The organism is Albidovulum sediminicola (assembly GCF_025751575.1).
Lineage (GTDB): Bacteria > Pseudomonadota > Alphaproteobacteria > Rhodobacterales > Rhodobacteraceae > Albidovulum > Albidovulum sediminicola.
This window is the reverse complement of sequence record NZ_JAOWLA010000009.1, coordinates 70,921-94,463: the sequence shown is the minus strand read 5'-3', so window position 1 is coordinate 94,463 and position 23,543 is coordinate 70,921. Positions and strand designations below refer to the sequence as shown.

Genomic DNA, 23,543 nt, shown 5'->3' with positions numbered 1-23,543 from the left:
GAAAAGAAGATGGAGCGGCACGCCGCTTTCCGGACAGGGAGTGAAACATGGCGACCACAGTCATCAAGAACGGCACCATCGTCACCGCCGATCTGACCTACAAGGCGGATGTGCTGGTCGAGGGCGGCAAGATCACCCAGATCGGCGAGAACCTGAAAGGTGACAAGGTTCTGGACGCCACCGGCTGCTACGTCATGCCGGGGGGGATCGACCCGCATACGCACCTGGAGATGCCCTTCATGGGCACCTATTCCTCGGACGATTTCGAAAGCGGCACGCGCGCGGCGCTGGCGGGCGGGACGACGATGGTGGTGGACTTCGTGCTGCCCAGCCCTGGTCAGGGGCTGCTGGACGCCAAGCAGATGTGGCACAACAAGTCGGGCCGGGCGAATTGCGACTATTCCTACCATATGGCGGTGACCTGGTGGGGCGAGCAGGTCTTTGACGAGATGAAGACGGTGGTCGACAAGGAAGGCATCACCACCTTCAAGCATTTCATGGCCTACAAGGGCGCGCTCATGGTCAACGACGACGAGATGTACGCCTCGTTCCGCCGACTGGCGGAACTGGGCGGTATCGCGCTGGTGCACGCGGAAAACGGCGACGTCGTGGCCGAGCTTTCGGCGAAGCTTCTGCGCGAGGGCAATGCCGGGCCGGAAGCCCATGCCTATTCCCGCCCCCCGCAGGTCGAGGGGGAGGCCACCAACCGTGCGATCATGATCGCCGACATGGCCGGCGTGCCGCTTTATGTCGTCCACACCTCTTGCGAGGATGCGCATGAGGCGATCCGGCGGGCGCGGATGCAGGGCAAGCGGGTCTGGGGCGAGCCGCTGATCCAGCATCTGACGCTGGATGAGTCCGAGTATTTCAACAAGGACTGGGACCACGCCGCGCGCCGGGTGATGTCGCCGCCCTTCCGCAACAAGAAGCATCAGGACAGTCTTTGGGCCGGGTTGCAGTCGGGCTCGCTGTCGGTGGTGGCGACGGACCACTGCGCGTTCACGACCGATCAGAAGCGCTTCGGCCTCGGCGATTTCACCAAGATCCCGAATGGAACCGGCGGGCTAGAGGACCGGATGCCGATGCTCTGGACGCATGGCGTCAACACCGGGCGGCTGACGCCCAATGAGTTCGTGGCCGTGACCTCGACCAACATCGCCAAGATCCTGAACTGCTATCCCAGGAAAGGCGCGGTCCTTGTGGGCGCGGACGCGGATCTGGTGGTCTGGGACCCGGAACGCACGAAGGTGATCTCGGCGAGCACGCAGCAATCGGCGATCGACTACAACGTCTTCGAGGGGCATGAGGTCAAGGGCCTGCCCCGCTACACGCTGACGCGCGGGATGGTGGCGGTTAATGACGGCAAGGTCGAGACCCGTGAGGGCCATGGCGAATTCGTGCGTCGCGAGGCCGGAAACCCGGTCAACCGGGCGCTGTCGTCATGGAAGGAACTGACCTCTCCGCGGCCGGTCGAACGTAGCGGCATTCCGGCGAGCGGGGTGTGATGGGTCGCTTCCGACATGGCGCGCCCCGCCGCCGGGCGCCGCGGTCAGGGCACCAGTGCTTCGAGTTCGGGCAGAAGCACGACGCTTTCCTGTTCGTTCGGATCGGTGCGGGCGATGACGGCGGTGCAGGGTTCCGGCCCCGGGTTGAAGGGCAGGTGCGGCATGTCGGCGGGGATGTAGATCAGGTCGCCGGCCTCGGCCTCCATCCGGTGCTGGAGCCGGTCGCCCCAATACATGACCGAGCGGCCCGCGATCTGATAGATCGCGGTTTCGTGGGTGGCGTGCTTGTGGGCGCTGGCCCGGCCGCCGGGCGGGATGGTCAGAAGATGCATGCAGATCGCGTTGGCGCCGACGCTTTCGCGGGCGATCCCTGCGTCATAGGTGAAGCCTTGCTTGCCGGCGTAGCGATCGGCCGGCCGGATCTTGCGGCACTCGGTCATGGGAATACTCCTGCACTGTCGCAAGGATGGTACCACAAAGCGTGGCAGGCGGGGAAACGGGAAGGAATGCGAGCGTGAGGGATTCGATCGGCCAGAGCGCGCCGGTGATCGAGGCGAAGGGCCTGGGGCTGACGTTCCAGACGGGCGACGGCCCGGTCCATGCGCTGAAGGATGTGGACCTGACGATCGGCAAGGGGGAGTTCGTCAGCTTCATCGGCCCCTCGGGTTGCGGCAAGACCACGTTCCTGCGGTGCATCGCGGCGCTGGAACACCCGACCGAGGGAACGCTGACGGTCAACGGGATGGCGCCCGATGCGGCCCGCCGGGCGCGCGCCTACGGTTATGTGTTCCAGGCGGCGGGGCTTTACCCTTGGCGCACGATTGCGGGGAATGTGAAACTTCCGCTGGAAATCATGGGCTATTCCAGGGCCGATCAGGAGACGCGTGTTCGAAATGTGCTGTCGCTGGTCGATCTGGACGGCTTCGGAAAGAAGTTCCCCTGGCAGTTGTCGGGCGGCATGCAGCAGCGCGCGTCGATCGCGCGGGCGCTGGCTTTCGATGCAGATATCCTGCTGATGGACGAACCCTTCGGCGCGCTGGATGAGATCGTGCGCGACCGGCTGAACGAGGAACTCCTGAAGCTCTGGGCGCGGACGGAAAAGACCATCGGCTTCGTGACCCACTCGATCCCCGAGGCCGTCTATCTGTCGACGAAGATCGTGGTGATGAGCCCCAGGCCGGGGCGGATTACCGATGTGATCGAAAGCACCCTGCCGCGGGAGAGGCCGCTCGACATCCGGGATTCGAAGGAGTTCATCGAGATCGCCCACCGCGTGCGCGAGGGCCTGAGGGCGGGGCACGGCGATGAGGCCTGAGATCCGCAAAGGCGACCTGCGCCGGTCCCGGCTTACGGCAGGGCGCGGGGGGCTGTCTGCCCCCCGGCCACCGGCAGCGCCGGCGGCCCCCCCCGAGGATATTTGGAAAAAGAAGAAGGGGGGCGGCGCATGAGGTTCGTGCTGCCGGTCTTCGCCGTGCTTCTGGCGATCGTCGTGCTGTGGTACGGGGCGGCGGTCAAGATGAACTCCGTCTGGACCTACGACCAGGCCGCGCGGGCGGAGCTGGAGGTGTCCTTCGCCGAGGTTCTGGCCGACACGATGGTGCAGGAGCGGCCCGTGCTGCCGGCGCCGCACCAGGTGGCCCTGGGGCTTTGGCAGGGGCTGTTCGGTCAGAAGGTGACCTCCAAGCGGAGCCTTGTCTATCATGGGTGGGTGACGCTGTCGGCGACGCTGGTGGGCTTCGGGATCGGCACCGGGCTTGGCATCCTTCTGGCGGTGGGGATCGTCCACAACCGGGCCATGGACATGTCGGTCATGCCCTGGGCCATCGCCAGCCAGACGATCCCGATCCTGGCGATTGCGCCGATGGTGATCGTGGTTCTGGCCTCGGTCGGGATCACCGGGCTTTTGCCGAAGGCGGTGATTTCGGCCTATCTGTCGTTCTTCCCGGTCGTGGTCGGCATGGTGAAGGGGCTCAGAAGCCCGGACGGGATGCAGCTCGATCTGCTGAGAACCTACAACGCGGGGCGCTGGGCGACGTTCTGGAAGCTGCGGCTGCCGGCCTCGATGCCCTATCTGTTCGCCTCGCTGAAGGTGTCCATGGCGGCCTCGCTGGTGGGGGCGATCGTGGGGGAACTGCCGGCGGGGGCGACCGCGGGCCTGGGCGCGCGGCTCTTGTCGGGCAGCTACTACGGTCAGACGATCCAGATCTGGGCCGCGCTTTTCACAGCGGCGATCCTGGCCGCGGGGCTCGTGATCGTCATCGGCGTGATCGAGCGGGCGGCGCTGAAGCGGATGGGGATGGCGCGATGATCTGGCTGGCGGGTGCAATCCTTTTCTGGCTGTCGGCTTGGGCCTTCAATGTCTGGGCCTCGCACCAGCCCTTCGCGCGCACTGGCGCCGGGCGGTTGGCGATCCCAGCGCTGTTTGGCGTGACGCTCCTGGTCCTGTGGGAGGGTGCTGTCCGAGGGCTCGATGTGCCCGGCGTCATCCTGCCCGCGCCCTCGGTCATCTGGGGGACGATCACCGGGTCGGTTCCGGTGCTGTGGCAGGATTTCGTGCAGACGATCCTGAAGGGAGGGCTGTCGGGCTATGTCATGGGTTGCGGGACCGCGGTCCTTACCGCGATCGCCATCGACCGCTCGCCCTTCCTGCAACGGGGGCTGCTGCCGGTCGGAAATTTCGTGGCAGCGCTGCCGATCGTGGGGATCGCGCCGATCCTGGTGATGTGGTTCGGCTTCGACTGGCAGTCCAAGGCGGCCGTCGTCGTCGTCATGGTCTTCTTCCCGGTGCTGGTGAATACCGTCGCGGGGCTGGCCGCGACCGAGCGGATGCAGCGGGACCTGATGGCGACCTATTCGGCCAGCTACTGGCAGACGCTGATGAAGCTTCGCCTGCCGGCCGCCATGCCGTTCATCTTCAACGGGCTGAAAATCGCGACGACGCTGGCGCTTATCGGTGCGATCGTTGCGGAATTTTTCGGCTCTCCCATCAAGGGGATGGGGTTTCGGATCTCGACCGCCGTGGGACAGCTTGCGCTGGACATGGTTTGGGCTGAGATTGCCGTGGCGGCCCTTGCCGGTTCGGCATTCTACGGGCTTGTGGCGCTGATCGAGAAAGGCGTCACCTTCTGGCATCCGTCGCAGCGTGCGCGGAGCTGACAACAGGGAGCAAGGCAATGATGAAATGGACGGTTTCGGTTCTTGCGGCGGGGCTTATGGCCACTGCGGCGCAGGCGGCCGACGACGTGACGCTGCAGTTGAAATGGGTCACGCAAGCCCAGTTCGCGGGGTACTATGTCGCCAAGGACAAGGGCTTTTACGACGAAGAGGGGCTGAACGTCACCATCCTTCCCGGCGGGCCGGACATCGCGCCCACGCAGGTCATCGCGGGCGGCGGGGCCGATGTGATGATCGACTGGATGCCCTCGGCGCTGGCGGCGCGGGAAAAGGGGTTGCCGCTTGTCAATATCGCGCAGCCGTTCAAGTCCTCGGGCATGATGCTGACCTGCCTTAAGGAAACCGGGATCACCAGCCCCGAGGATTTCAAGGGCAAGACGCTGGGGGTCTGGTTCTTCGGCAACGAATATCCCTTCCTGTCCTGGATGAGCCAGCTTGGCATTCCCACGACGGGCGGCGCGGACGGGGTCGAGGTTCTGAAGCAGGGCTTCAACGTCGATCCGCTGCTGCAAAAGCAGGCGGCCTGCATCTCGACCATGACCTACAACGAATACTGGCAGGTGATCGACGCAGGCATTGGCGCGGACGACCTTGTCACCTTCAAATACCAGGACATGGGCGTCGCCACGATGGAGGACGGGCTTTATGTGCTTGAGGACAACCTCAAGGACGCAGCCTTTGAGGACAAGATGGTGCGCTTCGTCCGGGCCTCGATGAAGGGCTGGAAGTGGGCCGAGGAAAACCCCGACGACGCCGCGATGATCGTGCTCGACAACGACGAGACCGGCGCACAGACCGAGGCACATCAGAAACGCATGATGGGCGAGGTCGCGAAGCTGACCGCTGGCTCGAACGGCGCGCTTGATCCGGCCGATTACGAGCGCACGGTCGCCACGCTGCTGGCGGGTGGTTCCGACCCGGTGATCTCCAAGGCGCCGGAAGGGGCCTGGACGCATCAGATCACGGACAAGGCGCTTCAGTAACGGGCTGGCGCGACAAGACCAAGGGCGCGGGGCGGTGACGTCCCGCGCCTTTTTTCTTTGGCGCGCGCGCGCCCGGCCGGGAGATCCGTCAGGGGCAGCGGCGGACGTCGTATCTGCCATCGCCCCGCGCATAGGCGCATTCGTCGGTCGCGTTGTTGCGTGCGACAAGGGTGCCGATGGCGGCCCCGGCAAGGACGCCCAGCACGATCCAGTCGTCATCGTGGCTCAGCGCGTCCGCCGTCAGCCCGCCGATGGCCGCGCCCGCGACGCCCCCCGCGATCATGCGGTCGCGGCGGTTCCAGTCTTCGCAGGCGGCCAGGGTGAACAGCAGGACAGTCGCGATCGCCAGGCTTGGGAGTTTCATTGCGATCTCCTTTCGCGGAAAAACGTAAGGTAGCAGCCCGTCGGGAGGCGGAATTGATATCGCTCAATTCCCGGCGGCGCCCTGGGCTTTAGTATTGCTCTTGCGACGGGATCGCGCTCTATCTGCCTTAGGCAGGTCTACCGAGGGGGATGATGGCATGGACATGAAATCGGGTCGTGGGCAGCGGGCGCGCGTGGCCTGTGCCCTCGCGGCGGTCACGGCGCTGGCGCTGGTCGCTGGCTGCAACCGGGACAAGGTTGAACTGACCCAGTGCGAGGGAGGTGTAGCGGAGATCGCGCGGACCGCGGATGTCGCGCCGCCAAGCTGCTGAGCCGTAAATCGCCGCGCAAGCCCCTACCTTTCCAACGGATTCCTGTTAATCTTCGGCTCGTACGCAGGGGAGGGGTGTAGGCGTGTCACGCGGTGCGCTGACAGGGTCGCGGGTCCGGGAACGCCGGGCGCTGGCTGGGTTGAGGCAGGCGGACCTTGCGCGCGCCGTGGGGATCTCTGCGGCCTATCTGAACCTGATCGAACACAACCGGCGCCGGGTCGGCCCCGATCTTCTGACGCGCCTTTCCGTGGCGCTGGGGGTGGACGAGGCCGCGCTGGCCGAGGGCGGCGAAAGCGCGCTTTTCGACGCCCTGAGGGAGGCGGCCGCGGGCGCCGCGCCCAGCGAGGTTCCGCCGGAGACCGAGCAGATCGAGGAATTCACCGGGCGTTTCCCCGGCTGGGCCGCGCTTCTGGCGGCCCGGCAGCGGCGCGTGGGCGAATTGGAGCGCACGGTCGAGGCGCTGACCGAACGCATGGCGCATGACCCCTATCTCTATGCCTCGCTGCATGAGGTCCTCTCGGCCGTGACCTCGGTCCGGTCGACCGCTGCGATCCTGGCCGAGACGGAAGATATCGAACCGCGTTGGCGGGCGCTGTTCCACCACAACCTTGGCAACGACTCCTTGCGCCTGTCGGAGGCGGCGGCGGCGCTCGTGGCCTATCTCGATGTCGCCAAGGAGGCCGAGACCGGCCCCTCCTCCCCGCAGGAGGAGGTGGAGGCGTGGCTGGCGGCTCAAGGCTACCACATCGCGGCGCTCGAACGGGCCTCCGCGCCCGCGCCGGAGAGCCTGCTCCAAGGCGCGGGCGAGCTTGCGACCATGCCCGCCCGGCGCCTGGCCACGCAATACCTTGAACGCTATCGCGAGGACGCGGTCGCCATGCCGCTCAGGACCTTCCGCGCCGCGGTCGAAGCCCATGGGCAGGACCCCGCCGCCCTTGCCCGCACCTTCGGCGCCGGCCTTGCCCCAGTGTTCCGGCGCCTGGCCAGCCTGCCGCCGGAGGAGGGCCTGCGCCCCGCCGGGCTGGTTGTCTGCGACGCGGCGGGCGCCTTCGTCTTTCGCAAGCCCGCACCGGGCTTTGCGTTGCCGCGCCATGGGGCGGCCTGCCCGCTCTGGCCACTTTACGAGGCGCTGGCACGCCCGGGTATCCCTATCCGCACGGTGATGGAGGTCGCCGGTCGTATCCCCCAGCGCTTCGAGGTTTTCGCGATCGGAGAATACAGCCATCCGCAGGGCTTCGATGGCCCGACGGTCGCGGAGGCGGCCATGCTGGTCCTGCCCGCCGCGACCGCGCGAACCGATGCGGAGCGGTTGGTTGGGCCCGCCTGCCGCATCTGTCCACGCATGGACTGCGCCGCCCGGCGTGAGCCCTCGATCCTCGCGGAAGGGGTGTGACGGTTTCCTTTGACAGCCGGGGCGGGCTGTCGCGATGATTGCCAAAAGCAGGGGATGAGGGGATCCATGAGCCGCAAGCCAAGGCCGCTGTTTCTTGAGCGCCGAAGCTACCGCCGCCGCCGGCTTGCCGATGCGGCGCGCGTGCTGCCGATGCTGGGGCTCGTGCTGATCCTTGTTCCCATCCTCTGGCTACCCGCAGCGACGCCGGAACCCGACACTGGCCGGGGCGGCGTCTACCTGTTCGCGGTCTGGTTCGTGCTGATCCTTGCCGCCTTCGGCCTGTCGCGCGTGCTTCCCGCCGAGGATGACACCAAGCCCGACGAAGAGGAGGGCTGATGGTGCCGTTCAACATCCTGGTCGCGGTCTGCCTGTGCTATGTCGGGCTCCTGTTTGCGGTCGCCTGGGCGGCGGAGCGGCGCGCGGCCAAGGGACGGGCGCGCTGGCTTCGTTCGCCCGCGATCTACACGCTGTCCCTGTCGATCTACTGCACCGCCTGGACCTTCTACGGGGCGGTGGGTTACGCCGCGCGCTCGGGTCTCGAGTTCCTGACAATCTACCTCGGCCCCTCGCTGGTCATGGTCGGCTGGTGGTGGTTTCTCAGGAAGCTCGTGCGGATCGGGCGCAGCCAGCGCGTGACCTCGATCGCGGACCTGATCTCCTCTCGCTACGGCAAGTCGAACCTTCTGGGCGTGATCGTGACCCTGATCGCGGTCGTTGCAGCCACGCCCTATATCGCGCTTCAGCTTCAGTCGGTGACGCTGTCCTTTGCCGTCTTCGCCTCCGGCGCGCCCATCGGCTGGGGGCTGACCGACCAGGGGGCGACGGCGCTCTGGGTGGCGGGGGGGCTCGCGATCTTCACCATCCTCTTCGGGACACGCAACCTTGATGCGAACGAGCGCCACCATGGGGTCGTGACCGCGATCGCGCTTGAGGCGGTGGTCAAGCTCGTGGCGCTACTGGCGGTCGGCATCTTCGTGGTCTGGGGCGTCGCGGGAAGCTGGGGCGAGGTCTTCGCCCGCATCGATGCCTCGCCCATCGCGGACTGGTCGCTGAAACCCGACCGCTGGATCGGCCTGACGATGGTGTCGGCCGCGGCGGTGCTGACCCTGCCGCGCATGTTCCAGGTCATGGTGGTGGAAAACTCGGACGAGCGCCATCTGGCCACGGCCTCCTGGGCCTTCCCGCTTTACCTGATGCTGATGAGCCTCTTCGTGGTGCCGATCGCGGTCGTGGGTCTGTCGGTCCTGCCGCCAGGGGCGAACCCCGATCTTTTCGTCCTGACTCTGCCTCTGGCCTTCGATCAGGGCAAGCTGGCGATGCTCGCCTTTCTTGGCGGGTTCTCCTCGGCCACCTCGATGGTCATCGTCGCGGCGATCGCGCTGGCCACGATGGTGTCGAACCACGTCGTGGTGCCGCTCTGGCTTGCCTTGCGCGAAGGGGGCGCGCGGGCGCCCGGCGATGTGCGCGGCATCGTCCTCATGTCGCGGCGGGTCTCGATCGCGGCCATCCTTGCGCTGGGATATACCTATTATCGCCTGTCGGGCGGATCGGCGGCGCTGGCGGCCATCGGCCTGATCGCCTTCGTGGGCGTCGCGCAGATCCTGCCGGCGATGATCGGCGCGATCTTCTGGCGCGGCGCCACCGGCCGGGGCGCGGCGCTTGGCCTGGTGACGGGCTTTCTCGTCTGGCTCTACACGCTCTACCTGCCCTCCTTCGGGGAGGAGGGCCTCCTGTCCCATGCCGTCCTGACCGAGGGTCCGCTGGGCCTGGCCTGGCTGCGGCCGCAGGCCCTTTTCGGGTCGGAGGCGCTGGACCCGCTTCTGCATGCGGTCTTCTGGTCGCTGTCGCTGAACACCGCGACCTTCATCGCGGGCTCCCTCCTCAGCTTCCCGACGCCGCTGGAACGCTTGCAGGGCCTGGCCTTCGTCAATGTCTTCGATCATGCGCCGGGCCAAGGCGGCTGGTCGCGCGGCGGCGCCGAGGCCGAGGATCTGCTCGCCATGTCGCAGGGCATCCTCGGGGCAGAGGAGGCGCAGGAGTTCTTCCGGGCGGAGGCCGCGCGCCAGGGTCGGGCCGGGTTCCTGCCCGACACCACGCCGGAGTTCATTGAACGGCTCGAACGGCGCCTTGCCGGCTCGGTCGGATCGGCGACCGCGCATGCGATGATCGCGCAGTTCGCCGTGGGCGCGGCGGTTTCGGCGCAGGACCTGATGGCCGTCGCCTCCGAAGCACAGCAGATCATGGAATATTCCGCCCAGCTTGAGGCGAAATCGGCCGAGCTTGCCCGCACCGCGCGCCAGTTGCGCGACGCGAACGAGAAGCTGACCGAACTGTCGGTGCAGAAGGACGCCTTCCTCAGCCAGATCAGCCATGAGCTGCGCACGCCCATGACCTCGATCCGCGCCTTCTCCGAAATCCTGATGGATGAGGACCTTCCCGGCGAGATGCGCAAGAAATACGCCGGTATCATCCAGGATGAGGCCACGCGGCTGACGGGGCTCCTGAACGACCTGCTCGACCTCTCGGTCCTGGAAAACCGCAAGGTGCAGCTGAACCTGCGGGTGGCGAACCTCTACGACCTGATCGAGCGGGCCCTGCAATCGGCGGGATCGACGCGGCCGGAACGGTCCTTCATCATCCACCGGGATATGGCCTCGGAACATTTGCCGGTCATTACGGATACCGACCGGCTGGTGCAGGTCTTCATCAACCTTATCTCGAACGCGCGGAAATACTGCGATGCGGACCGGCCGGAGCTATGGATCAAGGTGCGCCGCAAGGCGAACCGGATCGAGGTCGACTTCGTCGACAACGGGTCGGGCATCGCGAAGAAGTCCCAGACGCTGATCTTCGAGAAGTTCGCGCGCCTGACCGATACCAGCCGGGCTGGCGGCGCCGGGCTGGGGCTCGCGATCTGCCGGGAGATCATGGTCAACCTGGGCGGCTCGGTCGCCTATCTTCCGGGGCAGGGCGGCGCGGCGTTTCGCGTGACGCTGCCGGTACGCAAGGCAGCGGGGGCGGCGGCCTGAACGCCTTCAACCAATTGATAACGGCTCTGTGCGACATCTCGGGAACAGAGGCGAAAGGCGTCCGGGATGGCTGAGGCCACGGCATCAGGTGTGAAGCGCAAGCTGTTGGCGGGGCGGGGCGCTACCCCGGGCACGGGGGCTGGCCGCGCCTTCGCGCAGGCACTGGCCCGCGGGGCGCATGAGCTTTTCGGCCTGCCGCTTCGGGTGCGCGCGCAGTCCGAGACGCTGCGTTCACTGGCCGAATTGCCGGAGCTTTTGGAAGATCACGCGCTCCTGACCTTGCTTGATGGTCCGGGGGAGGCGGTCGGGCTTTGCGCGCTCGGGTCCGGCGCGCTGTCAGCGCTGATCGAGACCCAGATGACCGGACGACTCGCCCCCGCCCCGCCCCCCGCGCGGCGCCCGACGCGGACGGATGCGGCGATGCTGTCTACCTTCGTGGAGGCCGCGATGATCGCCCTGACCGATGAACTGGCAAGCAGCGCGGAACTGACCTGGGCCGGTGGGTTTCACTATGCCTCCTGCCTTGAGGACCCGCGTCCTCTGCCGTTCTTGCTGGAGGATGGGGCTTTCAAGGTCCTGCGGCTGGATCTGGCGCTTGGGGCGGATGCCGCGCGCGAGGGAACGATCCTTCTGGCACTGCCGGCAGAGGGGCGCGGCGCGGCGCCCGCCCCGGCTCCCGGCCATGACGACGCTGCTGGCTGGTCGGCTCGGCTGGAGCGCGCGGTGCTCGCGGTGCCGGTGACGGCGGTGGCCGTGCTGGGGCGGGTCCGGCTGACGGCGGAGGGGATGCTGGACCTGCGGCCCGGTATGCTCCTTCCCCTGGCAGCCGACTGTGTCGGGCAGGTCTCGCTGGAGGTTTCGGGGGACGGCTGTGTCGCGCGCGGGCGGCTTGGGCGCTATCGGGGCCAGCGGGCGCTCCGAATCGCCGAGTTGACGGCGGGAGAGGCGCCGGAACCCGCACCCTCTGTCGTGCCGATCTACCCACTGGTGCAGGGGCCTGGGCCTTCACTCGCCAGGGTTCGGCCGGTCGTCCCGCCAAAGGACGGTGCCGAGCAGCCAAGCCTGGCTGAACGGCAAGCGCCCGAGCGCGAGGCCGCTCCAGCTCTGCGGCGGGCTGCTGCGTCGGGTTAACGCTGCGCCAGGTCGGCCAGGCGGGCGCGGAACGGTTCCAGATCGTAGCCCCACTGGGCGGGTCGCGCGATCAGTTCGTCGGTCGGCAGCTTGCCGGCCTGGCTCAGCGCCCAGGCGATCGAGGACCGGTTGCCGGAGGCGCAATAGGCGAAGACCGGGCCCCGCGCCTCGGCCTGGACACGGGCCTGGGTCGCGATGTTTTCCGGGGTGAGGGCGCCCGGGATCAGCGGGTTGTCGACAAAGACCATGCCCGCAGCCTCGACCGCGGCGCGAAGATGGACGGCCTGGATCGGCTCCGGGATCTCAGCGTCGGGGCGGTTGCAGATCACGCTCACGAAACCCGCCGCCTTCACGGCCGGAACATCCTCCGGCGTGATCTGCGGGGACACCGCGTAGTTTGGTGTCAGGTAGCGGAATTCCATCATCGTCTCCTCAACCGGCGGCGAGGCGGTCGATCCGCGCCCGCAAGACAGGTGCCGCGACCATACCCGCCAACATCGCGATAAGGAAGAGCAACGAATTCCAGCCGCCGAAGAGCAGGACCGCGACCGACGGGCCAGGGCATAGGCCCGCGAGACCCCAGCCGAACCCGAAGGCGAGAGAGCCCAGCACAAGGCCGCGGTCGGCGTCGCGGAAGGGGGGCGGGCTCAGCGGTCCGCCGAACACCGCCGTTTTGCGCCGGGGCGCGATCCGCCAGGCGATCGCCATGGGCACGATGGCCGCGGCCAGCACGAAGGCCAGGGTCGGGTCCCAGTCGCCGAAGATGTCGAGCCAGCCGATCACCTTGGTCGTATCCGTCATCCCCGAGACCAGAAGCCCCGCGCCGAAAAGCCCGCCGCAGCCGAAGGCCGCCAGAAGCCGCATCACGAAATCCCCAGGAGGTGACGGAAGAAGATGACCGACAGGCCGCCGCCCACAAGATAGAAGACGGTCGCCACGAAACCCCGGAAGGACAGGCGCGACAGGCCGCAGACCCCATGCCCGGAGGTGCAGCCGTTGGCCAGCCGCGTGCCCGCGCCCACCATCAGCCCGGCCGCGATCAGAATGACGGGCTGGCTGGTCAGGTTGGTCGCCGGCCGCCCGATGACAAGCCAGAGCAGCCCCGGCACAAGCGCGAGGCCAAGAAGAAAGGCGAGGTTTTCAAGCGCCGAGGACCGGCTCGCGCGCTGTTCGCTGCCGTCGGCAAGCCTGCCGATGATGCCAGAAGCGCCCATGATCCGGCCGTTCAGCAACAGATAGGCCGCCGCGGCCGTGCCGATCATCGCACCGCCGACCAGGCCCCAGATCCAGTCTGCCTGCATATGCTGTCCCTCCCCCCACAGGGTTTCGATATCGCCGCGTCGGGGTAGGTTGCAATCGAAGAATGCTCCCCGCCTCCGGATTGACTTGCATCAATGCCCGGACTGCCAGAGGCTGCGTAACTAGGCCAAAGGCTTCAGGAGACGCAGATGAAATCCGTCGCAACGCGCAAGGCAGAACTCGAAACGCGCCGTTCGGTGCTGATGTCCCGGATCGAGGAGATCGGCGAGGAGTTGGACGCCCACGATTCCAAGGATTGGGAAGAGCTTGCCGTCGAGCGCGAAAGCGACGAGGTGCTGGAGGATCTGGGGATCTCGGCGCAAAACGAACTGCGCATGATCGAGGCGGCGATGCACCGCATCGAAGAGGGCGAATACGGCTATTGCGTCAAATGCGGCAGCAAGATCGCCGAGGAGCGGCTCAACGTGGTTCCCGCGACGCCCTTCTGCCGGACCTGCGCGCAGAGCCGCTAGACGGGACAGCGCCGTCGGCCCGGCGCGGCACGATCGGGCAACGCTTATCCCAGAACGATCCCGACGACGACCATCATCAGCCCGATGGCCGAAAGCAGAAGTGCGCCGAGGTTCCAGGCGATCACGCGCTGGAGCTTGGCGCGAAGCGCCGCCTCCTCAAGGCCCGCGCGCCGGGCCGTCGCAACCGTGACGATGCAGGCCACGAGGCCCGCAAGCCCCAGCAGTGTCACCGCCGCGCCCGTCCAGATCAGCCAGCCCATATCGCCTCCTTGCCGCTTTGCGATGCCCTAGCGCGCGGCGCGGCGCGGGGCAAGCCTTTGCCGCGTCGCAGCCCGGCGCAAGCCGTCTGAAGCGGCCCCTTGAAGCGCCGCGCGCGAGGCTTTAGTCAGGACGCCTGTCCGAAAGGGAGTCCGAGGATGAACCAGCCCGTGTCCGATGCCGCCTACAACGTCACCGCCGACGAGCTTCGGCAGTTCATCGAGCAATACGAACACCTGGAGGCCGAGAAAAAGGACATCACCGAGCAGCAGAAGGAAGTCATGGCCGAGGCCAAGGCCCGCGGCTACGACACCAAGGTGATGCGTAAGATCATCGCGCTCAGGAAGCGCGACAAGGACGACATCGCCGAGGAAGAGGCGGTTCTGGAAATGTACAAGGCCGCGCTCGGCATGGGCTGACGCGCCGGGCGGTTTGTCCGTCCCGTCGTCAAACCGAGGAGTTGCAATCATATGCGCCCGTCATGGAGGGGCCCTCGGAACAGGTTCTGAGGGACGCCATGACGGGCCTTGCCGTACTTGGCCACTCCACGAGACCTAAGGCCCAGGCCTCAGTGGCTGCCCGGTCGAAAGCCCCGCCCAGTTCGTTGGCTGCATCAAGGACGAAACGGGGTTTGACGCGGTCAACCCCCTCGATTTCCAGCCGGGCACGGGCATCATTTCCGCGCCGGACGACCGCATGGCCTGGGTCTCGATCCAGCTTTCCGAGGAAACGAACATGCCGCTGGTCGATGGCTACGCGACCCACGGCCTGATCCGCTTTTCGGGTTCCCAGCCGGTCGCGCGTCAGGGCCAGAGGAACTCGACCTGCGGATGATCCGCGATCGCGGCCACGTCTTCCGCATAGGCGCCGGTGATCTGATCGACCAGGGTCTGGGTCCAGCCGGGCAGGTCGATCTCCTCCTCATCGGCGCCTTGGCGCAAATGGGTTTCCAGCAACGCGGCCGTAATCGCGCGGCGGGTTCCGGTATAGCGCGGCGCGGCCTTCAGGCTGCTTTCCAGCACCGCGAGCCCTTCGGCCGTCAGAAGGGTGGCCAGAAAGTCGCTTTCGCCCTCCAGCGCGACGGCTGGATCGAGCCCGGTCATGCGGTGCAGCACCTCGGGCCAGACGAAGGGCAGATCCTCGTCGCACCAAAGGACGAGGCGCGCGTCAGGCACACGCTCGAAGATGCGTTCGATCACCGGGCGCCAGCGCATCTCAAGCGGGTGGGCCGCGCCCATCACGTCGCGGTAGCTTTGCCCGCGTTGCATCCCGACAAGGGCGGGCACCAGCGTGGCGGGATTGCGCAGCGCGATGTGGAACTCGCAGCGGCCCGCCTCGAAGACGCGCGACAGCGCCGCGACATTGCGGGGGGCGTTGGCGTAAAGCCCTTCTTCGCCGATCGAGTGCATCGGGATCGACATGAGAAAATCGTGGCTGAAGATCAGCCGGTTCGCCGGCGTGCCGTCGAGAAGGTCCTCGATGATCATCTGACCGGCGTCCTGGCCCAGAAGCCCACCCGACAGCGACTGCATCGCGCGGCGCAGGACGGGGCGGAACTGGGCGGGCGAGGGGACAGCGACGCCGCGTTCGACCAGCGTTCCGCGATTCTTCAGAAGGGCCTTCAGGATGCGGCCCTCGTCGGTGCAATGCGCGCCGATGTGATAGATGACCTGCATCCGTGGAACGCCCCCGCCGACAACTGACGGGGTCGGACAGTATACGGGCTTTCTGGACAGGAAAACCGCTTTCCGCTAACCCCGGCGCATGACGCAAGACAGTTCGGCCCCGATCCCTGGTTCGACGGCGCTCCGTGCCCGGCACGTGACGGGCAGCGGCCTGTGGTCGCTTGCCGCGCTCGGCATCGCCGCGCTGGTGCTTTTGCCCATCCTCTCGGTCGTGACCATCGCCTTCCACCCGAGCGAGAATATCTGGCCGCATCTTCTGTCCAGCACCCTGCCGCGTTACCTGGCCAACACGGCGGTGCTGACGCTGGGCGCGGGCGCGCTTTCGGCGGCGGTGGGGGCCGGGGCGGCCTGGCTGATCACGATGTACCGCTTTCCGCTGTCGCGCCTGATGGAATGGCTGCTCCTGATGCCGCTGGCGATCCCGGCCTATGTCGGCGCCTATGCGCTGGTGGATTTCCTGGAGTATTCCGGCCCCGTGCAGAGCGCCCTGCGCGAGGCGATGGGCTGGAGTTCGGCGCGCGACTACTGGTTCCCCGATGTCCGCTCGCGCCTGATGGCGATCGTCGTGCTGTCGGCGGCGCTTTACCCCTATGTCTACATGCTGGCGCGCGCGGCTTTCCGCGAACAGTCCGCCGGAAGCTACGAGGTCGCCCGCGCGCTTGGCGCGGGGCCTGTGGGGCTGTTCCTGCGCGTTGGCCTGCCGCTGGCGCGCCCCGCCATCGCCGCAGGCTCGGCCATCGTGATGATGGAAACGGTGAACGATTTCGGCGTCGTCGATTTCTTCGGGGTGCAGACGCTGACGACGGGGATCTTCTCCGTCTGGCTCGAATCGATGAATGCGGGCGGGGCGGCGCAGATCGCCTGCGTGATCCTGACCATCATCCTGATGCTGGTGGCGCTGGAAAAGGTCAGCCGCCGTCATTCGCGCTACTACCATTCCGCGCGCCAGCCGCGCCCGATCGCGCGGGTTCAGCTGAAGTCCGGCGCAGGGCTTCTGGCGCTGGGCCTGTGCCTCGTGCCCTTCGCGGTCGGCTTCGTGCTGCCCGTCGCGGTGATCGGCGCCCATGCGCTCGACAATCCGGAGGCTTGGGTGAGCAAGGGGTTGGGTCGCGCCTTCGTCAACACGCTGACCGTGTCGGGTGGGGCGGCGCTTGTGACGGTGTTTGGCGCGCTCCTGATGGTCTACGGGGTGCGGCTGACGGGGCGGCGGCTGCCGCGCGTTCTGCTGCCCGCCACGACGATCGGCTACGCGGCCCCCGGCGCGGTTCTGGCGGTCGGCATCCTGATCCCGATGGCGGCCTTCGACCATCTGGTGGCGGACGCGGTTCTTGCGCTGACCGGGGTCGATCCGGGGCTTCTGATCACGGGCTCCGCGGCAGCGATCGTCTTTGCCTATTCGGTACGTTTCTTCGCCATCGCGCAAGGGGCGCTCGATACCGCCTTCGGGCGGGTATCGCCCTCGCTTCCGATGGCGGCGCGTTCGCTGGGGCGGACGGCGGGCGGCTCCCTCAGGGAGGTCTATCTGCCCTTGATGAAGGGGTCGGTCGGGACCGCGCTGCTCCTGGTCTTCGTGGACGGGGTCAAGGAACTGCCCGCGACGCTGCTGCTGCGGCCGTTCAACTACGACACGCTGGCCACGCGGGTGCATGAAAAGGCCAGCCTTGAAAACCTCGGCGACGCCTCGCCGCCGGCGCTTCTGGTGATCGGGGTCGGGCTGCTGGCGGTCGGCCTGATGGCGCGCGCGCAGATGCGCCCCGGCGCGCGCTGAGCCTGCCGCCGCCGTCGCAAGCCCGATTGCGCCCCTGCGGGCAATGGTCTAAATGGGCTAAGGCGTGCCGCGTTAGCTCATCAGGTAGAGCGCGGGCTTTGTAACCCCGAGGTGGTCCGTTCGAGTCGGACACGCGGCACCATCCTTTCAAACGGTGACGGCAAGGGCGCGCCCTGGCGCGATCTTGCCCCTTGCCATTCGCGCGGCTACAGGCTCCCTTCGCGCAGGAGGCCCCTCATGAACCCGCTCTTCGGCATCTCGCTCAAGGTCTGCTCCGTCGTCGTCTTCATGGCGATGGCCGCGCTCATCAAGTCGACCGACGGCGCGGTTCCGGCGGGGGAGGTGGTCTTCTTCCGCTCCGCCTTCGCGATCCCGGTGATCCTGGTCTGGCTGATCTGGCGCGGGCAGCTGCGCGAAGGGCTTTATTCCAGGAACCCGCTTGGCCATGTCTGGCGCGGGCTTTGCGGAACCTCGGCCATGGGGTTGGGCTTTGCCGCCCTGCCGCTCCTGCCGCTGCCCGAGGTCACGGCGATTGGCTATGCCGCGCCCCTCCTGACGGTCATCTTCGCGGCGATGTTCCTGGGCGAGGAGGTGCGCGCCTTCCGCATCGCGACGGTGGCGCTGGGGCTGATCGGGGTACTCATCATCCTGTCACCGCGCCTTTCGGGTGTTTCCGACGGAGCAATCGACAACGGACAGGCCTTCGGCGCGATGCTGGTGCTGACCGGTGCGGTCTTTTCGGCCCTCGCGCAGGTCTTTGTCCGCAAGCTGGTCACCGGGGAAAAAGTCACCGCGATCGTCTTCTATTTCTCGATGACGGCGACCGTGATCTCGCTTGTCACGCTCCCCTTCGGATGGGTCGTGCCGACGGCCGGGACGGCGGCGATCCTGGTGCTGGCGGGGCTTCTCGGCGGGGTGGGGCAGGTGCTGCTGACGTCATCCTACCGCTATGCGCCGGCCTCGGTCGTGGCGCCGTTCGAATATGCCTCGATGGTGCTGGCGCTTCTGGTGGGCTACTTCGTGTTCAGCGAGGTTCCGACCGCCGTCGTGCTGGGCGGGGCGGCGATCGTGGTGGCGGCGGGCATGCTGATCATCTGGCGTGAGCGCCAGCTTGGGCTGGAACGCGCCCGCCAGCGTCAGTCGATGACCCCGCAGGGTTGAGCCGCGCGGCGTTCCGCTCTAGCCTCGGATCATTGTCGATCGGGGGCCCAGATGCGGAAATTCCTGACCATCCTGACCATACTTGCCGCAACCTCCGGGGCGGCTTCGGCGGCCCAGTGCGAGATGCCGGGCGCCACCGGGGCCGAGCTTCAGGCGGTTCTGAGCGCGATCAACGGCCATCGCAAGGCCGCCGGGCGCGCGCCGCTCGGGCGTGACGCGATGATCGACGCGGCCGCCCAGGCCCATGCCTGCGACATGGCGGTGAAGGCCAATCTGACCCACAACGGCAACGGCGGCCCCAAGCGGCGCATGCGCAAGGCCGGCTGCAAGGCGCGCATGACCGGGGAGGCGATCGCGATGGGCCAGGGCAACGCGGCGGAGGTCGTGCAGACCTGGATGGATTCGCCCCCGCACCGGAAGATCCTGCTGCTGGCGCAGGGAAAGAACGCGGGCCTTGGCGTCGCGCGCGCGGCCAACGGGCGGCTTTACTGGGTCTTCGACGTGGCGAACGGCTGCTAGGCCGCGCGCCTCAGGCCGCCGTGTCGAGCCAGATCGTCACCGGGCCCTGGTTGACCAGTTCCACATCCATGTCGGCGCCGAATTCGCCATTGGCCACCGTGATGCCAAGCGCCCTCAGCCGGTCGGAGAAGTAGGTGTAAAGCCGCTCGCCCTCGGCCGGGGTGGCGGCGGTCGAGAAACCGGGGCGGTTCCCGCGCGAGGTATCGGCGGCCAGCGTGAACTGGCTGACCACCAGCGCCGCGCCGCCGGTGTCGGCCAGCGACAGGTTCATCTTGTCCGCCGCGTCCTTGAAGATGCGCAGCTTGACGATCTTCTGGGCCAGCTTGTCGGCCTCGCCCTCGGTATCGCCCTGCATGGCGCAGACCAGGATCATGAGGCCCGCCCCGACCTCTCCGGTCGTGCGGCCCGCGACGCTTACACGGGCGCGGGAAACCCGCTGGACCAGCGCGCGCATCAGGCGATCTCCTTCCGCCAGGGCGGGTTCGCGCCGGGCCGGGAAACGGTGACAGCCGCCGCCGCGATGCCTAGGTCGAGCGCCGCATCCAGCAACGCCGCATCGGCTCCGGCCAGCCGGTCCTTGGTCAGCGCGCCCGCCTCGGCCAGCGCCGTCAGAACACCCGCGTTGAAGGTGTCGCCCGCGCCAACGGTGTCAGCGACGGTGACCTTGCGCGCGGGGCGGAAGCGCGCGCCCTGGGCGGTAATGGCATGTGCGCCCGCAGCCCCTTCGGTGACGAAGATGACCTTGGGGCCGCGCGCCAGCAACTGGCGGGCAAGCGCCTCGATCTCGCCCTCGCCGAGGATCCAGCGCAGATCCTCGTCCGAGACCTTGACGATGTCGGCCGCGCCCAGCATCCGGTCGATGCGGGCGCGATAGGCGGCCGCATCGGTGATGAAACCCGGGCGGATGTTCGGGTCGATCATTGTCACGCGGGCCGGCGCCTCGCGCAGCATCAACGCCTCATAGGCAGATCCGCAGGGCTCGGACACCAGGCTGATGCCGCCGAAGAACAGGGCGTCGACCTCGGCCGGAATCGCGGGCAGCGCCTCGGGCGAGAGCATGCGTCCCGCCGTGCCTTCGTCATAGAAAGCGTAGCTCGCCTGCCCGTTCACCAGCCGGACAAAGGCGAGCGTGGTGGGGCGGGCAGAACGGGGGCAAAGCGCAGAGCCGACCCCGGAGGTGCCAAGCGCGGAGGCCAGCATCTCTCCGAACAGATCGGTGGAGAGTCCGGCGAAGAAGCCCGCGGGCGCGCCCAGACGGCCAAGCGCAATGGCGGTGTTGAAGACGGCGCCACCGGGGTAGGGAGCGAATGCGGCCTCACCCTCCCGGCTTTCGCGCGGCAACATGTCGATCAGCGCTTCTCCGCAGCACAGGATCATGGGCACCTCCGATGGTTCGGCCCTTCCTAGCGGGCGTTTGCGCTACCATCAACGTCATATTGATGCGCGCCGCGGCGGAAGACCCGGGGCCGGGCGGCCGCGAAAGCCAACATCGTCCCCCAAGCGCGCGCCGATGGCGGCGGACCCCTGGCCAGTTCATACTGGCCGGGGATCCACGAGCCCTTCGGCGAACGCGCCGTGCTGGCAGAGTGGCCGGTGTGGCAGGCGGATCAGGGAAGCGCGGCGATGGTGTCGCCGCCCATCAGTTCGACCGCGATCTCCTCGACCGTCGGGCCGGCCTCCGACAGGCTCATGCCCGCTTGCAGGCGGCGGTCGTAGAGGATCCGAAGCATCAGTTCGTCCTGCCGCGTGAGGGTGGCGAATTCGTCGTTGTCGTTGAAGATCGAGGGCCGCGCCTTGGGGCTGTCGTTCACCAAACCCAGCCCTTGGGCGATCTCCTCATGGATGCAGGACAGGCGGAGAAGGTCGGGCAATTCCCCCCGGATCACCGCCAGCGCGCGGATGTATGTGCTGCTTTGCGCGGGAGAGAAGCTGAAGACCGTGCAATAGGTGTCCGGGCTCATCTCGATGGCCGATGCCAGCGCCTCGGGCGCCATGTTCGGCACGATGTCGAGCAGGCGTTGCCCGGCGTTGCGCCGTTCGTCCTCATTCAGGACGAGGACGGTGAAGTTCGGGGCGAAGCCGGTCATGCGGATCGGCAGGCCGGTCAGATCGCTCAGATGCGAAAGATAGCCCGCGATGGTTGCGCGGTCCGCGGCGCGCTGCGCGGCGGGAACGGAGGTGCCGAAGGCAACCTCCAGCCGGACCGCGCCCTGCCAGCGGTGCAGGGAGCTTTCGACCGGGCGGGCGACCAGGCGGCCGTTCTCGCGCTGAAACTCGTCGAAGAAGGCGATGCGTTCGAAGTTCCGCACCAGGTCGGCGCTGTCGAAGGGCGTGTCGTCGCCGCCACCATCGGTGCGCAACTGCCCCCGCGCCAGCGCCGCCGTCTCGATCCGCCGGTAATAGGCGCGCGCGGCCAGGCTGTTCTCGGAGAGCGGCAGGACGTCAGGTTCAGCCGGGGGCGTGTCGATGGTCGAGGGGGCGGGCGTGGTCGCGGGGACGCTGGCCATGTCGCAGCCAGTGGCCGTCAGGGACACCGCCAGCGCCAGGGCAAGCCGGACGCCGTGCGCCGTTGTCTTCGCGGAACTCCTGCTCAATACGCCCCCCTGTTTTGCGGGCCGCCGCTTTTTGCGCGCCAGAGTGCCACGTCGCCCGGGGCGGGCCAAGCCCCAAGCTGGGGTCCCTCGCGCCAGTCTCAGGCTCAGGAGGGTTTCTTGGGCCCGCGCTTCGGGCCGTCCCCACGCGGCCGGGGTGCCCCATCGCCCCGGTCGGGGCGCGGCTTGCCGAAGTTCCCGCGCGGCCCGTCAGAGCGAGGCCCGTCAGAGCGGGGTCTGTCCGAGCGGGGTTTGTCGGAGCGCGGCCCGTCCGAGCGGGGTCGATCGGAACGCGGTTTGTACTTGCCGTCCGAGGGTTTGCCAGACGCTGGGCGTGCGCCGCGGTCCGGGCGGTCGCCTTCCGGGCGGGGGCCATCGGACCAGGGTTTGCGGGGGCCGCCATAGGGCTTGCCGTCCGTGCGGGGTTTGCCTTCGGACCGGGGTTTGCCTTCAAAGCGTGGCTTGCTGCCCGGTTTGCCCGGACCGCCTTGCGGCCGGTCCGACTTCTGCCAGGGGCGTGCTGCGCCCTCGCCGCGACCCTCGCCGCCGCCGGCACGCTCGCCGCGGGGCTTCCAGCCGGACCCGCCCTTGTCATCGTCGCGGGGGCCTTTCGAATAGGGCGCGCGCGGCTTGCGCTCTGAGCGGTCGCCCCAGGGCTTGTCGCCTGCGCCCTCGCGCGGGCCCTTTGCATAGGGCGCACGTTTGGCGCGATCCCCCGAGCCCGGGCCCTCGCCCGTATCGCGGTCGAAGCGCGGTTTGCGGGGGGCGTCGCCCTCGGCGCGCGACCAGCGCGGCTTGCGCTCGCCTGCGCCGGCGTCCTCGGCCAGCGGGCGGGGTTTCGGGCGGAACGGCTTGTCCCCGCGCTCCGCATCACGCTCGAAGCGCGGCTTGCGCGGGGCGCCGTCGCGGCCCGCGTCATCGCGTCGGGCGTCATCCCCGCCAAAGGATTTGCGCGGGCCCCCATCTTTGCGCGGGCCCCCATCTTTGCGCGGGCCTCCGTCTTTGCGCGGACCCCCGTCTTTACGCGGCCCCCCATCTGCGCCACGCCGCGCTGCACCGTCCCGGCCACGCGCGGGCCGTTCGCCCTTGTCGTCCTCGGTGCCTGCCAAGCCCTCGAACAGGGGGCCGAGTTGTTCGCGCAGCACCCGGCGCTTCACCTCGATCACTTCGCCCGGCTTCATCTGGTTCAGCCGGAAGGGGCCGTAGCTGACGCGGATCAGCCGGTTCACGATCAGGTTGACCTCGGACATGGCGCGGCGGATCTCGCGGTTCTTGCCCTCGCGCAGGCCGACGGTCAGCCAGGCGTTCGCGCCCTGTTGTTTGTCCAGCGTGATGTCCATGGGCAGGAATTCCTCGCCCTCGATGGTCACGCCACGGCGCAGGGGATCGAAGGTCAACTCATTCGGCCGCCCGTTGATGCGGACGCGGTACTTGCGCAGCCACCCGGTCGAGGGCAGTTCCAGCCGCCGCTTCAACTCCCCGTCGTTCGTGAGCAGCAAGAGGCCTTCGGAATTGAGGTCGAGCCGGCCGACGCTCATCACCCGCGGCAATCCGTCGGGAAGGGTGTCGAAGACCGTCTGGCGGCCCTTCTCGTCCTTCTCCGTGGTCACGAGGCCGAGGGGCTTGTAATAGAGCCACAGCCGCGCGGGCTGGGGCGCGTCGATGGCCTGACCGTCCAGCGTGACCTTGTCGCTGGGCAGCACGTCCAGCGCGGGGCTTGCGACCGGCTTGCCGTTCACCTTGACCCGGCCCTCCAGGATCATCCGCTCCGCGTCCCTGCGGGAGGCGACGCCGGACCGGGCCATTACCTTGGCGATGCGTTCGCCCTGTTTTGCGTCTTCGGTCATCGGCTGGCCCTTTCGGCAGGGAGGAATCGAAG

The 23,543-nt window shown here is 67.8% G+C and carries 27 protein-coding genes and 1 tRNA gene; 17 read left to right on the top strand and 11 right to left on the bottom strand.

Annotated features, from left to right (window positions below; translation table 11 throughout):
* The first annotated feature begins 47 nt into the window (after window positions 1-47).
* Window positions 48-1,505: a dihydropyrimidinase gene (gene hydA / locus OE647_RS11030; RefSeq protein WP_263721780.1), complete on the top strand. Its 1,458-nt coding sequence runs from the start codon at window positions 48-50 to the stop codon at window positions 1,503-1,505.
* Between the two features lie 44 nt (window positions 1,506-1,549).
* Here the strand turns inward: hydA and OE647_RS11025 are convergent, their stop codons facing one another.
* The gene (locus OE647_RS11025; RefSeq protein ID WP_263721779.1) at window positions 1,550-1,945 is read right to left on the bottom strand and encodes a cupin domain-containing protein; all 396 of its coding nucleotides are present in this window, start codon (window positions 1,943-1,945) and stop codon (window positions 1,550-1,552) included.
* 74 nt (window positions 1,946-2,019) lie between these two features.
* On the opposite strand from OE647_RS11025, the gene OE647_RS11020 reads away from it, so the two are divergent.
* The 4 genes from OE647_RS11020 to OE647_RS11005 all read left to right on the top strand — a co-directional run bounded on the left by OE647_RS11020 (window position 2,020) and on the right by OE647_RS11005 (window position 5,662).
* Window positions 2,020-2,820: an ABC transporter ATP-binding protein gene (locus OE647_RS11020; RefSeq protein ID WP_263721778.1), complete on the top strand. Its 801-nt coding sequence runs from the start codon at window positions 2,020-2,022 to the stop codon at window positions 2,818-2,820.
* Window positions 2,821-2,949: 129 nt separating this feature from the next.
* A complete protein-coding gene (locus OE647_RS11015; protein WP_263721777.1) occupies window positions 2,950-3,813 on the top strand; it encodes an ABC transporter permease in 864 nt (287 codons plus the stop codon).
* Window positions 3,810-4,661, top strand: a complete 852-nt coding sequence (locus OE647_RS11010) for an ABC transporter permease (protein ID WP_263721776.1) — start codon at window positions 3,810-3,812, stop codon at window positions 4,659-4,661. Before OE647_RS11015 ends, OE647_RS11010 begins: the two co-directional genes overlap by 4 nt.
* A 20-nt stretch (window positions 4,662-4,681) precedes the next feature.
* The gene (locus tag OE647_RS11005) at window positions 4,682-5,662 is read left to right on the top strand and encodes an ABC transporter substrate-binding protein (RefSeq protein WP_263721861.1); all 981 of its coding nucleotides are present in this window, start codon (window positions 4,682-4,684) and stop codon (window positions 5,660-5,662) included.
* Window positions 5,663-5,750: 88 nt separating this feature from the next.
* On the opposite strand, the gene OE647_RS11000 is transcribed toward OE647_RS11005, so the two are convergent.
* A complete protein-coding gene (locus OE647_RS11000; RefSeq protein WP_263721775.1) occupies window positions 5,751-6,026 on the bottom strand; it encodes a glycine zipper 2TM domain-containing protein in 276 nt (91 codons plus the stop codon).
* Window positions 6,027-6,183: 157 nt separating this feature from the next.
* Here OE647_RS11000 and OE647_RS10995 point away from each other — a divergent pair, with 157 nt between their 5' ends.
* The 5 genes from OE647_RS10995 (at window position 6,184) to OE647_RS10975 (ending at window position 11,910) form a co-directional block, all read left to right on the top strand.
* Window positions 6,184-6,357, top strand: a complete 174-nt coding sequence (locus OE647_RS10995; RefSeq protein ID WP_263721774.1) for a hypothetical protein — start codon at window positions 6,184-6,186, stop codon at window positions 6,355-6,357.
* Between the two features lie 82 nt (window positions 6,358-6,439).
* Complete coding sequence (locus OE647_RS10990) at window positions 6,440-7,750, top strand: helix-turn-helix transcriptional regulator (RefSeq protein ID WP_263721773.1); 1,311 nt, start codon at window positions 6,440-6,442, stop codon at window positions 7,748-7,750.
* 66 nt (window positions 7,751-7,816) lie between these two features.
* Window positions 7,817-8,086 (top strand): hypothetical protein, encoded by a 270-nt coding sequence (locus OE647_RS10985; protein WP_263721772.1) that lies wholly within the window; start codon window positions 7,817-7,819, stop codon window positions 8,084-8,086.
* Between the two features lie 2 nt (window positions 8,087-8,088).
* Window positions 8,089-10,779, top strand: a complete 2,691-nt coding sequence (locus OE647_RS10980) for a sensor histidine kinase (RefSeq protein ID WP_263721860.1) — start codon at window positions 8,089-8,091, stop codon at window positions 10,777-10,779.
* Window positions 10,780-10,845: 66 nt separating this feature from the next.
* The gene (locus OE647_RS10975) at window positions 10,846-11,910 is read left to right on the top strand and encodes a FliM/FliN family flagellar motor C-terminal domain-containing protein (RefSeq protein ID WP_263721771.1); all 1,065 of its coding nucleotides are present in this window, start codon (window positions 10,846-10,848) and stop codon (window positions 11,908-11,910) included.
* On the opposite strand, the gene OE647_RS10970 is transcribed toward OE647_RS10975, so the two are convergent.
* The 3 genes from OE647_RS10970 to OE647_RS10960 are packed head-to-tail and all read right to left on the bottom strand — an operon-like array spanning window position 11,907 to window position 13,211.
* Complete coding sequence (locus OE647_RS10970; RefSeq protein WP_263721770.1) at window positions 11,907-12,332, bottom strand: protein tyrosine phosphatase family protein; 426 nt, start codon at window positions 12,330-12,332, stop codon at window positions 11,907-11,909. The genes OE647_RS10975 and OE647_RS10970 overlap by 4 nt on opposite strands.
* Window positions 12,333-12,342: 10 nt before the next feature.
* Window positions 12,343-12,774, bottom strand: coding sequence for a DUF6691 family protein (locus OE647_RS10965; protein ID WP_263721769.1), 432 nt, complete (start codon window positions 12,772-12,774; stop codon window positions 12,343-12,345).
* A complete protein-coding gene (locus OE647_RS10960; protein ID WP_263721768.1) occupies window positions 12,774-13,211 on the bottom strand; it encodes a YeeE/YedE family protein in 438 nt (145 codons plus the stop codon). The genes OE647_RS10965 and OE647_RS10960 overlap by 1 nt, the downstream gene beginning before the upstream one ends.
* 147 nt (window positions 13,212-13,358) lie before the next feature.
* Here OE647_RS10960 and OE647_RS10955 point away from each other — a divergent pair, with 147 nt between their 5' ends.
* Entirely contained in the window at window positions 13,359-13,682 is a 324-nt protein-coding gene (locus tag OE647_RS10955) for a TraR/DksA family transcriptional regulator (protein ID WP_263721767.1), read from the top strand.
* Between the two features lie 44 nt (window positions 13,683-13,726).
* On the opposite strand, the gene OE647_RS10950 is transcribed toward OE647_RS10955, so the two are convergent.
* On the bottom strand, window positions 13,727-13,942 hold the full coding sequence (locus OE647_RS10950; RefSeq protein WP_263721765.1) for a hypothetical protein: 216 nt from the start codon (window positions 13,940-13,942) through the stop codon (window positions 13,727-13,729).
* Window positions 13,943-14,098: 156 nt separating this feature from the next.
* Between OE647_RS10950 and OE647_RS10945 the strand changes: the two genes are divergently transcribed.
* The gene (locus OE647_RS10945) at window positions 14,099-14,359 is read left to right on the top strand and encodes a DUF2312 domain-containing protein (protein ID WP_263721764.1); all 261 of its coding nucleotides are present in this window, start codon (window positions 14,099-14,101) and stop codon (window positions 14,357-14,359) included.
* 277 nt (window positions 14,360-14,636) lie between these two features.
* Window positions 14,637-14,774, top strand: a complete 138-nt coding sequence (locus OE647_RS10940) for a hypothetical protein (RefSeq protein ID WP_263721762.1) — start codon at window positions 14,637-14,639, stop codon at window positions 14,772-14,774.
* On the opposite strand, the gene OE647_RS10935 is transcribed toward OE647_RS10940, so the two are convergent.
* Window positions 14,744-15,616 carry a hypothetical protein gene (locus OE647_RS10935; RefSeq protein WP_263721761.1) on the bottom strand — a complete coding sequence of 291 codons (873 nt, stop codon included), beginning with the start codon at window positions 15,614-15,616 and terminating at the stop codon, window positions 14,744-14,746. The two genes, OE647_RS10940 and OE647_RS10935, sit on opposite strands and share 31 nt — an antisense overlap.
* Before the next feature lie 88 nt (window positions 15,617-15,704).
* On the opposite strand from OE647_RS10935, the gene OE647_RS10930 reads away from it, so the two are divergent.
* The 4 genes from OE647_RS10930 (at window position 15,705) to OE647_RS10915 (ending at window position 19,073) form a co-directional block, all read left to right on the top strand.
* Window positions 15,705-17,393: an ABC transporter permease gene (locus OE647_RS10930; RefSeq protein WP_412174946.1), complete on the top strand. Its 1,689-nt coding sequence runs from the start codon at window positions 15,705-15,707 to the stop codon at window positions 17,391-17,393.
* A 66-nt stretch (window positions 17,394-17,459) separates the two neighbouring features.
* A tRNA-Thr gene (locus OE647_RS10925) sits at window positions 17,460-17,535 on the top strand.
* Between the two features lie 95 nt (window positions 17,536-17,630).
* Window positions 17,631-18,554, top strand: a complete 924-nt coding sequence (locus OE647_RS10920) for a DMT family transporter (RefSeq protein ID WP_263721759.1) — start codon at window positions 17,631-17,633, stop codon at window positions 18,552-18,554.
* A 51-nt stretch (window positions 18,555-18,605) separates the two neighbouring features.
* Complete coding sequence (locus OE647_RS10915) at window positions 18,606-19,073, top strand: CAP domain-containing protein (RefSeq protein WP_263721758.1); 468 nt, start codon at window positions 18,606-18,608, stop codon at window positions 19,071-19,073.
* A gap of 10 nt (window positions 19,074-19,083) precedes the next feature.
* On the opposite strand, the gene dtd is transcribed toward OE647_RS10915, so the two are convergent.
* The 4 genes from dtd to OE647_RS10895 form a co-directional block, all read right to left on the bottom strand.
* Window positions 19,084-19,527, bottom strand: coding sequence for a D-aminoacyl-tRNA deacylase (gene dtd / locus OE647_RS10910; RefSeq protein ID WP_263721757.1), 444 nt, complete (start codon window positions 19,525-19,527; stop codon window positions 19,084-19,086).
* The gene (locus OE647_RS10905; RefSeq protein WP_263721756.1) at window positions 19,527-20,450 is read right to left on the bottom strand and encodes a carbohydrate kinase family protein; all 924 of its coding nucleotides are present in this window, start codon (window positions 20,448-20,450) and stop codon (window positions 19,527-19,529) included. Before OE647_RS10905 ends, dtd begins: the two co-directional genes overlap by 1 nt.
* 230 nt (window positions 20,451-20,680) lie before the next feature.
* Window positions 20,681-21,667, bottom strand: coding sequence for a DUF2927 domain-containing protein (locus tag OE647_RS10900; protein ID WP_263721755.1), 987 nt, complete (start codon window positions 21,665-21,667; stop codon window positions 20,681-20,683).
* A 104-nt stretch (window positions 21,668-21,771) separates the two neighbouring features.
* Window positions 21,772-23,511: a pseudouridine synthase gene (locus OE647_RS10895; protein WP_263721754.1), complete on the bottom strand. Its 1,740-nt coding sequence runs from the start codon at window positions 23,509-23,511 to the stop codon at window positions 21,772-21,774.
* Window positions 23,512-23,543: the final 32 nt, after the last annotated feature.